This is a genomic window from Qipengyuania sp. Mu-71, from assembly GCF_036867055.1.
GTDB lineage: Bacteria > Pseudomonadota > Alphaproteobacteria > Sphingomonadales > Sphingomonadaceae > Qipengyuania > Qipengyuania profunda.
Genome location: NZ_JBAJHR010000001.1, coordinates 784124 through 797853, shown reverse-complemented (window position 1 = coordinate 797853; position 13730 = coordinate 784124). Strand labels below are relative to the sequence as shown.

The 13730-nt window shown below is 67.0% G+C and carries 16 protein-coding genes; 5 read left to right on the top strand and 11 right to left on the bottom strand.

The window, feature by feature from the left end:
* Positions 1-284: 284 nt before the first annotated feature.
* Positions 285-896, bottom strand: coding sequence for a 2-hydroxychromene-2-carboxylate isomerase (locus V6B15_RS03985; RefSeq protein WP_334200123.1), 612 nt, complete (start codon positions 894-896; stop codon positions 285-287).
* A gap of 53 nt (positions 897-949) precedes the next feature.
* Between V6B15_RS03985 and V6B15_RS03980 the strand changes: the two genes are divergently transcribed.
* Both V6B15_RS03980 and V6B15_RS03975 read left to right on the top strand, forming a co-directional pair.
* Positions 950-1264: an excalibur calcium-binding domain-containing protein gene (locus tag V6B15_RS03980; protein ID WP_334200122.1), complete on the top strand. Its 315-nt coding sequence runs from the start codon at positions 950-952 to the stop codon at positions 1262-1264.
* A gap of 143 nt (positions 1265-1407) precedes the next feature.
* Positions 1408-1821 (top strand): DUF6628 family protein, encoded by a 414-nt coding sequence (locus V6B15_RS03975; protein ID WP_253515054.1) that lies wholly within the window; start codon positions 1408-1410, stop codon positions 1819-1821.
* Here V6B15_RS03975 and V6B15_RS03970 read toward each other — a convergent pair.
* Both V6B15_RS03970 and V6B15_RS03965 read right to left on the bottom strand, forming a co-directional pair.
* Positions 1818-3023 (bottom strand): trans-sulfuration enzyme family protein, encoded by a 1206-nt coding sequence (locus tag V6B15_RS03970; protein WP_334200121.1) that lies wholly within the window; start codon positions 3021-3023, stop codon positions 1818-1820. The two genes, V6B15_RS03975 and V6B15_RS03970, sit on opposite strands and share 4 nt — an antisense overlap.
* A gap of 40 nt (positions 3024-3063) precedes the next feature.
* On the bottom strand, positions 3064-3603 hold the full coding sequence (locus V6B15_RS03965) for a TetR/AcrR family transcriptional regulator (protein WP_334200120.1): 540 nt from the start codon (positions 3601-3603) through the stop codon (positions 3064-3066).
* Between the two features lie 75 nt (positions 3604-3678).
* Between V6B15_RS03965 and V6B15_RS03960 the strand changes: the two genes are divergently transcribed.
* Both V6B15_RS03960 and V6B15_RS03955 read left to right on the top strand, forming a co-directional pair.
* Positions 3679-4065, top strand: a complete 387-nt coding sequence (locus tag V6B15_RS03960) for a hypothetical protein (RefSeq protein WP_334200119.1) — start codon at positions 3679-3681, stop codon at positions 4063-4065.
* Between the two features lie 43 nt (positions 4066-4108).
* Entirely contained in the window at positions 4109-5380 is a 1272-nt protein-coding gene (locus V6B15_RS03955) for a phospholipid carrier-dependent glycosyltransferase (protein WP_334200118.1), read from the top strand.
* Positions 5381-5603: 223 nt separating this feature from the next.
* Here V6B15_RS03955 and V6B15_RS03950 read toward each other — a convergent pair whose 3' ends face one another.
* From V6B15_RS03950 to V6B15_RS03920, 7 genes are all read right to left on the bottom strand, one after another.
* Entirely contained in the window at positions 5604-6746 is a 1143-nt protein-coding gene (locus tag V6B15_RS03950; RefSeq protein WP_334200117.1) for a glycosyltransferase family 2 protein, read from the bottom strand.
* 32 nt (positions 6747-6778) lie between these two features.
* The gene (leuB, locus tag V6B15_RS03945) at positions 6779-7846 is read right to left on the bottom strand and encodes a 3-isopropylmalate dehydrogenase (RefSeq protein ID WP_334200116.1); all 1068 of its coding nucleotides are present in this window, start codon (positions 7844-7846) and stop codon (positions 6779-6781) included.
* 121 nt (positions 7847-7967) lie between these two features.
* The gene (recO, locus tag V6B15_RS03940) at positions 7968-8564 is read right to left on the bottom strand and encodes a DNA repair protein RecO (protein ID WP_334200115.1); all 597 of its coding nucleotides are present in this window, start codon (positions 8562-8564) and stop codon (positions 7968-7970) included.
* Between the two features lie 181 nt (positions 8565-8745).
* Positions 8746-9033 (bottom strand): GIY-YIG nuclease family protein, encoded by a 288-nt coding sequence (locus tag V6B15_RS03935; protein WP_334200114.1) that lies wholly within the window; start codon positions 9031-9033, stop codon positions 8746-8748.
* Positions 9034-9270: 237 nt separating this feature from the next.
* Positions 9271-9516 carry an accessory factor UbiK family protein gene (locus tag V6B15_RS03930; protein ID WP_334200113.1) on the bottom strand — a complete coding sequence of 82 codons (246 nt, stop codon included), beginning with the start codon at positions 9514-9516 and terminating at the stop codon, positions 9271-9273.
* Between the two features lie 295 nt (positions 9517-9811).
* The gene (locus V6B15_RS03925; protein ID WP_334200112.1) at positions 9812-10360 is read right to left on the bottom strand and encodes a TspO/MBR family protein; all 549 of its coding nucleotides are present in this window, start codon (positions 10358-10360) and stop codon (positions 9812-9814) included.
* A gap of 75 nt (positions 10361-10435) precedes the next feature.
* Positions 10436-11455 carry an NAD-dependent epimerase/dehydratase family protein gene (locus V6B15_RS03920; RefSeq protein WP_334200111.1) on the bottom strand — a complete coding sequence of 340 codons (1020 nt, stop codon included), beginning with the start codon at positions 11453-11455 and terminating at the stop codon, positions 10436-10438.
* Positions 11456-11526: 71 nt separating this feature from the next.
* Here V6B15_RS03920 and V6B15_RS03915 point away from each other — a divergent pair, with 71 nt between their 5' ends.
* Positions 11527-12642 (top strand): NAD(P)/FAD-dependent oxidoreductase, encoded by a 1116-nt coding sequence (locus V6B15_RS03915; RefSeq protein WP_334200110.1) that lies wholly within the window; start codon positions 11527-11529, stop codon positions 12640-12642.
* Between the two features lie 32 nt (positions 12643-12674).
* Here V6B15_RS03915 and V6B15_RS03910 read toward each other — a convergent pair whose 3' ends face one another.
* Entirely contained in the window at positions 12675-13727 is a 1053-nt protein-coding gene (locus V6B15_RS03910) for a TIGR00341 family protein (RefSeq protein WP_334200109.1), read from the bottom strand.
* Between the last annotated feature and the right edge of the window lie 3 nt (positions 13728-13730).

Genomic DNA, 13730 nt, shown 5'->3' with positions numbered 1-13730 from the left:
CCGGTGCGGCGGGTATTGCGACTGGCGGGCCCGGACCGGGTTAATTTCGGTTTACCGGGACTGGTGAGATTTTCCCAAGAGCTGTGCTGCACAAGGCACAAACGGGTCGCACCTATTCATTGCCGAAGTCATTCGGGGCGCGCGGCCGACGGATTGGATCACGACGGGGGGAGTCGGAATATGCTGTTCGCATTCATCAGGCGCCTCGTGCGCGATCAGGGTGGCGATTCGCTGGCGGCGATGGTGCTGTGTTCGCCGCTTCCGGCGATGCTCTACCTCTCGATCTAGGGCCTGCCGCCGCCAAGATAGGCCTCGATCTGGTCGAGGCGTTCCTTGCCGAACCACATTTCCCCATCGACGAAGAAGGTCGGGATGCCGAAGGCGCCGCGGGCGACCGCGGCTTCGGTATTGTCCGCCAGCTTCGCTTTGACGCCCGGATCCTGCGTCGCAGTGAGCAGGCGCTTGGCGTCGAACCCGGCTGCCGCCAGTTCGGCCCCGACCACTTCGGCATCGCCGCAATCGATATTGCGCTCCCACACGGCGGGCAGCAGCGCCTCGACCAGCGCCTGGCGTTCGGCCTCGTCCGATGCCGCCACCAGCACGCGCTGGAGCAGGATCGAATTGAACGGCAGCGCGGGATGCATGCGGAACTGGTCCATGCCGTGCCGGTCGAGGAAGCGCTGGAATTCCAGCGCGGCATAGGGAACCTTGCCCTTTACATCGGCGTCACGCATCATCGGCGGGGCATTGCCGGTGAGCTTGTGCATCCCGCCGAGGAACACCGGCGTCACCACCAGCTGCGCCCCGGTGCGCGCGATGATCTGCTTGAGCGGATACCATGCGAGATAGCCGTTCGGCGCGGCGAGATCGAAAATATATTCCAGCGTCTTGGTCATGCGAGGCCTCTCCCTTTTCCCTGCGGTAACCGTTTGGTGGTAGGGATGCGAGAATGAAACGCTTCGCCCTGCTTCTCCCGTTGGCGCTGCTTGCCAGCCCGCCGCTGCCGGCGCTTGCGCATCCCGGGGGTCTCAATGCCGAGGGCTGCCACAACAACCGCAAGACGGGCGAGTATCACTGCCATCGCAATCGGCGCACCACGCAGCCGGCCCCGACCGCGCAGCTGCAGGGCGGGGTCTATTTTCCCAATTGCACCGCCGCGCGGCAGGCGGGCGCAGCGCCGATCTATCGCGGGCAGCCCGGTTACCGGCCCGCGCTGGACCGCGACAATGACGGGGTGGCCTGCGAACCCTATCGCGGGCGCTAGCGGCCCGGCGTTTCCTGCCGCTCCCCCGCCGCTGCCGCCGGCGATCCTTCGGCCGACTTCGCGGAAAACGGGGACAGACCGATCCATTCAGGGTTGCGAATGATTTGCATTAGCATACGATGCGGGTCTGCAAAGGAGACGGCATGGCCCATTCGCACGATTCGACCGCACTCGACCTCCCCCTTCCCGCGCGGCGGCACCAGACGCTCGCGCTGGTGCTTGTCCGCAGGCTGGCCGGGCACGGCCTGCACGATGCGCGCGCGACCATGCTCGCGCTCGATGCCGGGGGGACCGAGTTCCGCCGCCTGCTGGTGCTGGCGCGCGCGCTGGTGGTGGATCTCGCGCGGACCTCGCGGCGCAGGATCCTGCTCGCGCCGTGCTGCGCGGCAGGGATGACGCGCGACGAAGGACTGCTGATGGCGATGATCGGCGGCGGCGGGCTCGATGTCCACGGCGTGCTGACCGACGATGCCGGCTGCGCCATCGCAATGACCACCGCGCATGCGCTGGGCGACGAGCTGGAGCGGCTCGCGACCCGCAACGACTGGCGGCGCTAGAGCCCCGCGGCGGCCAGCGCGCGGTCGAGGTCTTCCTTGACGTCCTCGACGTCCTCGAGTCCGACGTTGATCCGCAGCAAGCCTTCGGTCACGCCCATCTCGTCGCGCGCCTCCTGCGTCATGCCCGCATGCGTGGTGCTCGCCGGGTGGCACATCAGGCTGCGCGTATCGCCGATATTGTTCGAGATATCGACCAGTTCGAGCGCGTCGAGCAGCGCGAAGGCCGTGGCGCGGTCGCCCACGTCGAGCGCGAAGATCGGCCCGGTGGCGACCATCTGCTCGAGGGCCAGTTCGTGGCGCGGGTGACTGGGCAGCCCAGGATGAAGCAGCTTGGGCACGCGCGGTTCGATGAACTTGCCCAGCGCGACTGCATTTTCGCTCTGGCGGCGCGCACGCATGTCGAGCGTTTCGAGCCCCTTGAGCACCACCCAGGCGTTGAACGGCGCACAATTGGGGCCGGTGTTGCGCTGGAAGGGCAGCAGCACATCGTCCACCCATTGCTGCGAGCCGCACACCGCGCCCGCGAGCACGCGGCCCTGCCCGTCCATCAGCTTGGTCGCCGAATAGGCCACCACATCGGCCCCGAAATCGAGCGGCCGTTGCAGCGCGCTGGTGGCGAAGGCATTGTCGACCACGGTGACGATGCCATGCGCCTTCGCGACGCTGCAGACATGCGCCAGATCGACAATGTCGAGCGTGGGATTGGCGGGGGTTTCGAAGAAGAACACCTTGGTGTTGGGCCGGATCGCGGCTTCCCACGCATTGTTGTCGGCGCTGTCGATCACGCTGGTCTCGATCCCGAAACGCGGCAGCAAATGGTCGAGCAACCAACGGCACGAGCCAAAGGCCGCGCGCGCGCCGACCACATGGTCGCCCGCCGACAGCTGGCACAAGAGGGCCGCGGTCATCGCCGCCATCCCGCTGGCCTGCGCGCGGCATGCCTCGGCACCTTCCATCAGCGCGATGCGTTCCTCGAGCATGGCGACGGTCGGGTTCTGGAGGCGCGAATAGGTCATCCCCGCATCCTCGCCCGCAAAGCGGTCGGCGACGGTCTGCGCGTCGTCATAGGTATAGCCCGAGGTGAGGAACAGCGCTTCGCTGGTCTCGCCATGTTCGCTGCGCCAGGTGCCGCCGCGCACCGCCTGCGTCGCGGGGCGCCATTTGGCGGTGATCGAACGGTCCATGCCGGTGGTCTTCTTCATGACAGGGGCGATAGCATGCGCGCGCGATGCGGCAAGCGGCTCAGCCTTCCAGCGCCGCAAGCGCCGCTTGGGCGAAATCGCCGCGGCCCACCGCGCGCAGCATCTGCGCACCTTCGATTACGGTCAGCACCGCGCGCCCGCCCGCCTGGGGGTCGGGATCGTCGGCCGGCAAATGGTCGACCACCCAGGCCAAGAGGACGTCCATGATCCTGCCTGCGGCATCGAGGTAGGCGGCGTTATCGTCCGAACAGCCCGCGACAATGTCCCACCACACGCGGAAGAAGGGGGCGAACTGGGACTCTCCGGTGACCGCATAGACCGTTTGCGCGCAGGCACGGCGCGAGGTGCTGCGATCCTTGGGGAACGCGGTGCCGAGCGCGGTTGCGAACATGCCCGCTAGATATTCGAGCACTGCCGCGACCAGCGCGTCCTTGGTGCCGAAGTGGTAGATCAGCATCCGGTCGCTGGTCCCCGCCGCCTTGGCGAGTGGGCGCAGCGAAGCATCGGCAAGACCATTCTGAAGGACATGGGCCGCCAGTAGCGGCAACAGGGTTTCGCGGGTCAGACGGGCGGGCGACATTTGCCGGCTTGTAGCGATCGCTACAGGTCGCTACAAGTGTAGCACTTGCTACATTCGACTCGGGAGCTTGCCGTCATGAATGCCTTCGAATTCCTCGCAGCGGGCGGGGTGGTCGCAGCCATCGCCGTCCTGGCCTACATTCTGTCCGGTTCGCCCAAGGTCGGGAGTGCTACCTTGGCCGCCGCGCTGAGCGCCGGTTTCGGCGCCTTTACGGCCATTACCATCGCGCAGGATGGCGTAGTACAGGTCTGGACCAACCACACGCAGAACTTCTGGGGCGTGCAGGTGTGGTGGGACCTGCTGTTCGCTGTCGGGATCGCGGCCTTCTTCATCGCTCCACGAGCGCGTGCGGCGGGGATGAACCTGTTACCCTGGCTGCTGTTCGTCGCGGCCACCGCCAGTATCGGGCTGCTCGCCATGGTCGCGCGGCTGTTCTGGCTCGAACGGCGCACAACTCCCTGAACTCGCTTGAAGGGCGCGCGCGGCTTTCCTAAGCCGCTTGTCGATGAGCCGCGCGCCCGAACAGGTCCAGGATCCGCTTCGCTGGTGCGCCGTGCTGGCGCTCGCCTTCTGGCTCGGCTGCCTGCCGTATCTGACCGCGGTGCCGCACCTCTATTTCGACGAGGTCCACTACCTGCCCGCCGCGCGCGAGCTGCTGATGCTGGGCGAGTTCACCAATCGCGAGCATCCGCTGGTCGGCAAGGAGCTGATCGCGCTGGGGATCGCGCTGTTCGGCGACAATCCGGTGGGCTGGCGGCTGCTGCCCACGCTGTTCGGCGCGCTGGCGCTGTTCGCCGCAATGCGCGCGCTGTGGTTCGGCACGCTGAGCCGTTTCGCCGCGCTGGCTTACGGCCTGCTGCTTGCGACCGGCTTCCACCTGTTCATCCATGCGCGCATCGCGATGCTGGACATCTTCTACCTCGCCTTCCTCAGCGTTGCCGCCTGGCAATTCGCCGCGGCGATCCGCCAGCCCGAGGAAGGCCGCTGGCGGCTGGTGCTCGCAGGCATGGCGCTGGGGCTGGCGATGGGCGCCAAGTGGAACGCGCTGGCAGTGGCGATGCTGCCGGGCCTGGGCTTTCTCGCCGCACGCGCGCTGGCGGGACGCCGCCGCCTGTTCTTCAGCCGCCGCGGCGCGCCGGTGCCCGGGATCACGCTGGTCGAGGCCGCGCTCTGGCTCGGCGCGGTGCCGCTGGCGGTCTATGCGGCGAGCTTCGCGCCCGGCTTCTTCTTCCGCGTCCACCCGATTTCGGAGGGGCTCGTGTTCCATCACCAGTTCATGCTGTCGCAGCAGGAACAGGTGCTCAAGGCGCATCCCTACCAGTCGACCTGGGAGCAATGGGTGCTGAACGCGCGCTCGATCTGGTATCTCTACGAACCGGTCGCGGGGGTGCAGCGCGGGATCATGCTGATCGGCAATCCGCTGACCATGCTGCTCGGCCTGCCCGCGCTGGCGTGGTGCGCCTGGCACGGCGTGCTGCGCCGTCACTGGACCGCGCTGGCGGTGGCGCTGGTCTATGCGGTGAGCCTGGGATTCTGGATCGTGGCGAGCAAGCCGGTGCAGTTCTATTATCACTATGCGCTGCCCAGCATGGCGCTGCTCGCCGCGCTGGCGCTGGTCTGCGATGCGCTGTGGCAGAACGGCTGGCGCAAGAGCGCGCTGGCCCCGCTCCTCGGCAGCGTGCTGGTGTTCGGCTGGTTCTACCCGATCATCAGCGGCGCGCCGCTGGTGGGCCCTGACAGCTTCGCGGTGTGGACCTGGCTGGAAAGCTGGCGGTAGGGTTTTGGTGGGGTGCGTGAAGCGCATCCGCGCTTCCCTTGCGGCGGCACCAGCCCACTCCCCCACCCGGCCACCCAGTCAGTATGATCCCGTGGGTGGCCGGGTGGGGGAGTGGGCTGGTGCCGCAAGCCTTCGACGGATGTCGAAGGCGCACACAACAAAAACTCAGGCGTGGGACGGACCAGCAAGGTCAGGACGGATGTTCTGACCGCACCCAGCAAACCTAATACCTACCCCAGACGAAGCGGCTCGACAGGGCGTAGTTCCATACCGAGCCGATGCCGATGCCGACCAGCGCGGCGAGCACTTCGTGCAGGCCGCGATCGTTGAGCGTGGTGGCCACCGCGACATTGGCGAAGGCGCCGATCGAACAGGCGGCGATAAAGCTGACCCAGCCCCAGAACACGCGGTTGGGTTCCTTCAGGCGGCGGTCGCGATAGGTGAGGAAATTGTTGAGCCAGAAGTTGAAGGTCATCGCGCCGAAGGTCGCGACCGCCTGGCTCCAGCTGAAGCTCGTCCCCGCCACCAGCAGGAAGGCATAGAGGATCGCCATGTGCACGCCGATGCCGATGACCCCGACCGTGCCGAACAGCGCGAAGCGCGTCGGGATGATGCGGCCAAAGCTCTTGTCGTACAGACCGGCGAGGAAATCGAGCGCGATCGCGCGGTCGAGCTTGCTTTCGCCGGAGCGGCGGGCGGAGAAATTCATCGGGAAGTCCTTCACCTTGAGCGGTGTTTCGGAAGTGGCGAGCAGGTCGAGCAGGATCTTGAAGCCGATGCCCGAGAGATTGGGCACCAGCCGTCGCGCGGTGGCCGACGGGAGCAGGAAGAACCCGCTCATCGGGTCGCTGAGGTCGACCCCGGTGAGTTTGCGGGCAAGCATGTTGGCGACGCTCGACAGCTTCTCGCGGTCGGGGCGGCCCCATTCCTCCATGCTCGCGCCATCGGCAAAACGGCTGGCGACGGCGACATCCGCTTCGCCCGCCTTCACGCTGGCAAGCATCGCCACCAGCAAGTGCGGATCGTGCTGGTGATCGGCATCCATCACCGCGACATAGGGTGCGGCAGTGGCGCAAAAGCCCTCGATCGCGGCGCTCGACAGGCCGCGACGACCGATCCGCTGGAGCACGCGCACGCGCGGGTCGGAGAGCGACAGCCGCCGCGCTTCGTCGCTGGTCCCGTCGGCAGAATTGTCGTCCACCACCAGCACTTCCCAGCCGGTCTTGCCCAGCGCGCCTTCGATCCGTTCGACCAGCGGGGCGAGATTGTCGCGCTCGTTGAGCGTCGGCAGGATGATCGCGAGATCCAGCGTGCTGGCGCTGGCAGGGGCGGGATCGGCCACGGAAGGCTGCGTCTGCGGTGTCATATCCATTGCATGACCCGGTTATGCCGCAATCCTCAAGATGTGGTTACGATCTTCCTAACAATCGCATCGCCGATATCGCCGGTCGAAGCGGTCCCGCCAAGGTCGCCGCCCAGCACGCCATCGGCCAGTATCGCCTCGACCGCGTGTTCGATTCGCGCGGCATCCTGTTCGCGGCCGAGCGAGTGGCGCAGCAGCATCGCCAGGCTGAGCACGGCCGCGACCGGGTTGGCCTTGCCCTGCCCGGCAATATCGGGCGCGCTGCCGTGGATCGGCTCGTACAGGCCAAAGGTGCCGTAGTCGGTCTGCCGTTCGCCCAGCGACGCGCTGGCGAGTAGGCCAATCGAGCCAACGCAGGCGCTGGCTTGGTCGGAGAGGATATCGCCGAACAGATTGCCGGTGACGATGGTGTCGAACTGGCCGGGCGACTTGACGAGCTGCATTGCGGCATTGTCGACATACATGTGGTCGAGCTCGACTTCGGGATATTCCTGCGCCACTTCGATCACGGTTTCGCGCCAGATGCGGCTGGTTTCGAGGACGTTGGCCTTGTCGACACTGGTCAGTTTCTTGCCGCGTCCCATCGCCGCGCGAAACGCGCTGTGCGCGATGCGGCGGACTTCGGCCTCGTTGTAGGACATCATGTCCCAGCCCTCGCGCCCGCCCGCGCTGCCGCGCTCGCCCTTGTCGCCGAAATAGACGTCGCCATTGAGTTCGCGCACCACCAGCAAGTCGATGCTGCGCGCGACTTCGGGCTTAAGCGAGGACAGGTGTTCAAGCCCGGGGAAGCCCGCCGCGGGCCGCAGATTGGCGAACAGCCCCAGTTCGCTGCGCAGACCTAGGATCGCCTGTTCGGGGCGCAGTTCACGCGGCAGATCGTCGCAGGCAAAATCGCCCACCGCGCCGAACAACACTGCATCGGCCGCGCGCGCCATTTCCAGCGTTTCGGGCGGCAGCGGATGGCCGTGGCGGCGATAGGCGGCGGCGCCGACATCGCCTTCGAACAGCGTCAGCCCGGGCATGTCCAGCGTTTCGAGCACGCGGCGCGCCTGCGCGATGACTTCGGGCCCGATGCCGTCGCCGGCGAATAGTGCGATTTTCAAGCGTGGTTCTCCAGCCTCGTCGCTCCTGCGCAGGCAGGAGCCTATCTGCCCCTCGGGGCGCTCTACGGACGGTGTCTAGGCCCCTGCCTGCGCAGGGGCGACGAACCATTCTTGAACGCGGCTAAACCATCCGTGCCAGCCGCTGCCTGAGGAGTTGCCGTGCAGCTAGGACGTCGGCGCGGGTGTCGGCAAGCAGGTAGCGCGCGATCAGCGGCTCCTGCCGGTCGAGAATTTCCAAGGCCTGCCCAAGGTCGGCTATCGCGGGCCGCTGGCCGCCATAGCCCAGCTCGCGCAGCAGCAGCGCTTCATAGACCGCCAGCGCCTCGACCCACTGCCGCGCGCTGTCCGACGAACAGATCGCATCGAGCAAGCCGCCGAGCGCGGAATGGAGCGTGGGATAGGGATTGCGCTCGGGCAGCGCGCTCGCAGTGAGCGCGGTCACCCAGTTGATCGCCGCAGCCGCCAGCGGCTCGCCCAGCCACGGCCCGCGACTGGTCACCAGTTCGAGCCGCGCGAAGGGCAGCTGGCTGTCCGACTTGGCGCGGATTTCGGCCTGGACGATGTTGCCGGGGATCACCACCGGGCGCAGCTGCCGCCCGCGCCCACCCGCGACATAGGCGGCGACCATGCCGTGCTGCTCGGTCAGCATCCGCGCGATCACCGCGGTCTCGCCATGCGCACGCGCGGCAAGCAGGATGGCGGGGGCGGAAAGCTGCATGGGGCGGCCTTAGCCGCTCGGATCGATCCTGCGAAGACGGCGGAGTCGACTTGTGGGGCGGCGTATCGCGGGCTTCGATGTCAGCTGGGCCCCTGCCTGCGCAGGGGCGACGGAGAGAGCTCAGGTATTCTGTCGCCCCTGCGCAGGCAGGGGCCTAGACAAGATCAGCGAAATGGCACCATCACAGGATCGTCTCGAACAGGTCGTTCCAATCGGGATTGTCGCGCCGGATCAGCCTGAGCTTCCATTGCCGCTTCCACCGCTTCATCGCCTTTTCGCGTGCGATGGCGTCGTGGATTTCCTCATACTGCTCGGCATAGACCAAGCGCGTGAGGCCGTGCTTGCGGCAGAATTCGGACCCCTGCCCTTCGCGATGGGCATGCACGCGGGCGGCGATGTCGGCGGTGACCCCGATGTAGAGCGTGCCGTGCGGGCCGTTGGTCATGATATAGACCCAGCCGCCCGGCATCTAGCGAGCCGCTGGTGGAAAGGTCAGCTGGGCCCCTGCCTGCGCAGGGGCGACGAGAGTAGATTGGGCGGTTTGTCCCATGACAGCGACTATAACCCATACCGTCGCCCTGCGAAGGCAGGGGCCTAGATAAGATCGACGGCCTGGAATTGCCCCTTAGTCACCAGAGTAACTCCGCCATCCGGCGAACCGCCTACCGCAACCTTGGATGGGCCCCTGCCTTCGCAGGGGCGACGGTCACTTGATCCGGGCTTCCAGCGCTTCGACGCGGGCTTTGAGGTCTTCCGCCTCGGCGCGCGCCTTGCTGGCCATGGTCTTCACCGCGTCGAATTCCTCGCGGGTGACGAAATCCATCCCGCCGAAACTTTCCTTGGCGCGTTCGCGCGCGGCGTCGCGCGCCTCGCGGCCCATGCCGGCCAGCGTACCGGCTGCCGAATTGGCGAGTTTGACGAAATCGGCGACGAGCGGGTTCTGTGATTGCATCCGGCCCACATGGGGTTGGGCGGGTTTTTTGTCTAGCCTCAAGCGCCGGCGGCCGCGTCCGCGGCCTTAGGCTATCCTCGCTCATGCGACCTGACGGTCGCATCGCTGCGGGCGCGCGGTCGCGCTTGCCATCCGCTGGTCGCGGACGGGACCAGCGCTACTCCAGCATGGTGGCGTTGGTATCCGAGCCGTAGGCGAGGCAAGGCCGACTGGCCGCCCGCAGGGGCCCGGAGCGAAGCGGAGGAACAGCCCCGAGGACGAACCCGCGGATGCGGGTTCGAAACACCGAAATCCCCTAAATCCTCACCCGCTCGACCGCGCCCTCGGGATACCCGCCATCGGCATCGGGGTTGAGCTGGAGGAACTGGTAGTTCAGAGCGGTGGCGAAGCAGACCCAGGCGAGATAGGGCAGCAGCAGCAGTGCGGCGAGCCGCCGGACGCGCCAGAACAGCGCGATCACCACCAGCAGCGTGAGCACGATCGCCACCAGCAGCACCAGCGCACCGGTGATCTGCTGCGCGCCGAAGAACATATAGCTCCACGACAAATTGAGCGCGAAATGCACCGCGAAGACCCACAGCGCGGCGGTCCGTCCGCGCGCGCCCCAGGCCGAGGCCACGATCGCCACCGACAGGCCGATCATGACATAGAGGATCGTCCAGACGATCCCGAACCATTTGGGCTCCGGATAGATGCCCGGTTTTTCCAGCTGCTGGAACCACGCGGTGTCGGGCCCGCCGAGCTGGCCGGCGACGAAGCCGAGCAGCACACAGAGCGGGACGGTGAACAGCGCCCAGCGAATGAAACTTGCGCGCAATTGCCCGCGCGACGCCAGCATGTTCATGTAATTTTCCCGTCAACGATTCGTTTCATGCGTCTTTTGCCGAGCGCCGTGCGGGCTGGCAATGCGATGGTGGGTTCAGCGCTTCACGATACCCTTGGCAAACAGGCTGCGGACCGTGTCCTCGATGGTCTGTTCGGCGGGGATGAAGGTATAGCCGAGCACCTGTTCGGTATGCTTGCCCGAGACATCGCGGACATTGCCGAGCTCGCCCTTGATCTGCTTCATTTCGTCCATGAACAGCGCGAGCAGCCGGACCAGCCAGTTGGGCATCGGCCGGCTGGGCACCTTGCCGGCATGTTCGGGGACGCGCGCGCGGACCACATCGGCCATTTCGCGCAGCCAGAGGAATTTCTCCGAGGTCGGGAAACGCTCGCCGCGGACCTTTTCGGCGGGCGCCTCGAGCGCGCGGACATGCGCCTCGGCGACATCGCGGACATCGGTCACGCAGATACCCATGTTGGGGATCAGCGGGATCGAGCCATCGACGATCTTCTTCACCAGCTCGACGCTGGTCGACATGTCGTCGTCATAGACCGGGCCGAACACCGCGACCGGGTTGATCGAGCAGAACACCATGGTCGGCGCCTTGGTCGCGACCCAGTCGCGCGCGGCGCGTTCGGCCACGGTCTTGCTCTCGATATAGGGCGGGACGCCCGCAGTGAGGTTGGTCCAGTCGAGATGGGTGAAATGGTCCTTTTCCGGTTGGCCATAAGCGATCGCCGCGGCGCTGCTGGTCTGGACGAAGCGCTTGATCCCCGCCTTGTCGGCAAATTCGAGCGCGCGCAGCGTGCCTTCGCGCGCGGGTACCACCAGCTCGTCCTTGTCCTTGGGCATGGCCATCGGAAAGGGCGAGGCGACATGCGCCACCGCGTCGCAGCCGACATTGGCTTCGGCCCAGCCCGCATCGCTCATCAGATCGGCCTCGAACACCGCCAGCCGTTCGCCCGCATCGCTCCAGCGCGCGCGCAGTCTGGGTTCGCTCTTGGCCTTGTCGCGTACGGTGGTGTGGACGGTGTGCCCCCTGGCCAGCAGCTGGTCGATCACCTCGCCGCCGATATAGCCCGTGCCCCCGGTTACCAATATTGTCATTGCCATCTGTCTGCCCCCCGCATCCTTTGGTAAGCGGAGAGTTAGGCAGAATGGTTGCAAGGGGCAACGCAGTTGCGATGAAACAGGTCGATTACCTCGTGGTCGGGGCCGGAATAGCCGGTCTGTCGGCCGCCGCGCGGCTGGCGCGGCATGGGGAAACGCTGGTGTGCGAGGCGGAAGACGCGCCGGGGGTGCATTCCTCGGGCCGCAGCGCCGCCTTTGCGCATTTCGACATGGATGCCTGGCTCGTCCGCGCGCTGACCGCCGCCAGCATCCCGCTGTTCGAAGCGCCGGGCGCGCAGCCGCACCCCGCGCTGTTCGTGGCGCTGGCGGGACAGGAGGATGCGCTCGACCGGCTGGAGGCGAATTACCGCGAATGGGCACCACATGTCCGGCGGCTGTCGGTGGCCGCGGCACAGGAGCATGTGCCCGTGCTGCGCGAGGGCGATGGCGGGATTGTCGGCGCGCTGCTCGACCTGCAGGCGCGCAAGCTCGACGCGCATGCAATGCTGGAGACGCATCGCAAGGCGCTGGTCGCCGCGGGCGGATCGGTCGCGGCCAAGGCGCCGGTGACCGCGCTGCGCCATGAGGGCGAAGGTTGGATCGTCGATACGCCGGGGGCAAGCTATGCCGCGCGGGTGGTGGTCAATGCCGCGGGGGCGTGGGCCGATACGGTCGCGCAGATGGGCGGGATCGCCCCGCTCGGCATCACCCCGCTGCGGCGCACGGTCATCACTTTCGATGTGCCGGTCGACGTCACCGGCTGGCCCTTCACCAAGACCGTCGGGCCGGGTTTCTATATCGAACCCGAAGGCAGCGGCCGCCTGCTCGCCAGCCCGATGGACGAAGGCGAAAGCGCGCCCTGCGATGCGCAGCCCGAGGAAGAAGACGTCGCGCTGGCCGCCTGGCGGGTGGAGGAAGCCACCACGCTCACCGTGCCGCGGCTGGCGAGCAAATGGGCAGGCCTGCGCAGCTTCACGCCCGACCGGCTACCGGTGGCGGGTTTCGACCGCGCGGCCCCCGGTTTCTTCTGGCTGGCGGGACAGGGCGGCTTCGGCCTGCAGACCTCGCCCGCCATGGCGTTGGCGGTAGAGGCTCTGGTGACGAGCAGCGCATGGCCGGAGGAACTGCGGGCGGTGGGCGTGACGCCCCAGATGCTGGCGGCGGCGCGGCTGCACGCAGGCGCGAAGTAGCGGCTGCTCGCAGGCGCCGGATTACCCGCGCCTCACCGGCTGGCGGTCAGGTAGTCCATCACGAGGTCCCACGAGCCGAAGCCGAGGAAAATCCGCCCCGCCATCATCGACATCAGCAGGATCAGCAGCACCACCCACACCAGCATGATCCCGCTGGTCATCCTCCAGCTGGTCGGCGGCAGGCCCTGGATCAAGAACATCGCGATCCCCGCGACATTGACGCAGACGAGGTTGACGGTGAACAGGAACAGCGCATTGGCGCCCGCTTCGGGAATGCCCGCCCCGGTATAGATGCCCGCCGCGGTCAGGGGCGGAACCAGCGCGACGGCGATCATCACCCCGACCAGCGCGAGCGAGGCGCCGCGACTGAACGCCAGCACGCCGGCAGCGCCGCAGGCCAGCGCCAGCGCGATATCGGCGGGCTGGACCAGCGTGCGGTTCTTCAGTTCGGGGACCAGCGGGTCGATTACCACCGTCATGCCGAGGACGACACCCGCGAGCACCGCGAGGACGCAGCCGATGGCGAGCGTCGCGGCCGCCTGCCGGCCCAGCTTCCAATTGCCCACCGTGGCCGCCAGCGCCAACCCCATCGTCGGCCCGAGCAGCGGCGCGATGATCATTGCGCCGATGACCACGGCGGTCTGCCCGCTGCGCATCCCCAGGCCGGCGATGATCGCCGATAGCGTCACCGTCAGCAGGTATGCGGGCCCGGGATGCAGGCTCTCCTCGATGTCGTCGTAGAGTTCATCGGTGCTGAGCCGGTCGCGGCTGAAGAACCGCTCGATCCGCGTGGGGGTCGGCAGGTCGGCCGACAGCGGCAATTCGGTGACCGGCGTTTCTTCGACCACCGGAAGGACCGCCTGCAGCTCGGACACCAGCGCGGAGAAGTCCGGCAGGTCTCCGAAAGCCTCGTCGAGATCGGCAAGCAGGCGTTCGGTATAGCGTTGCTGGACGATGCAGGTGTATTTTTCCTGCGCCCCGGGCACGGTTTCCCGCCAGAACCGGCGCGTGTGACGATCGAGGATGGTCTCCAGATCCGGGACCCGGTCTTCGGGCAGGTAGATCTGGACGAGCCTGGCCGGCATTCA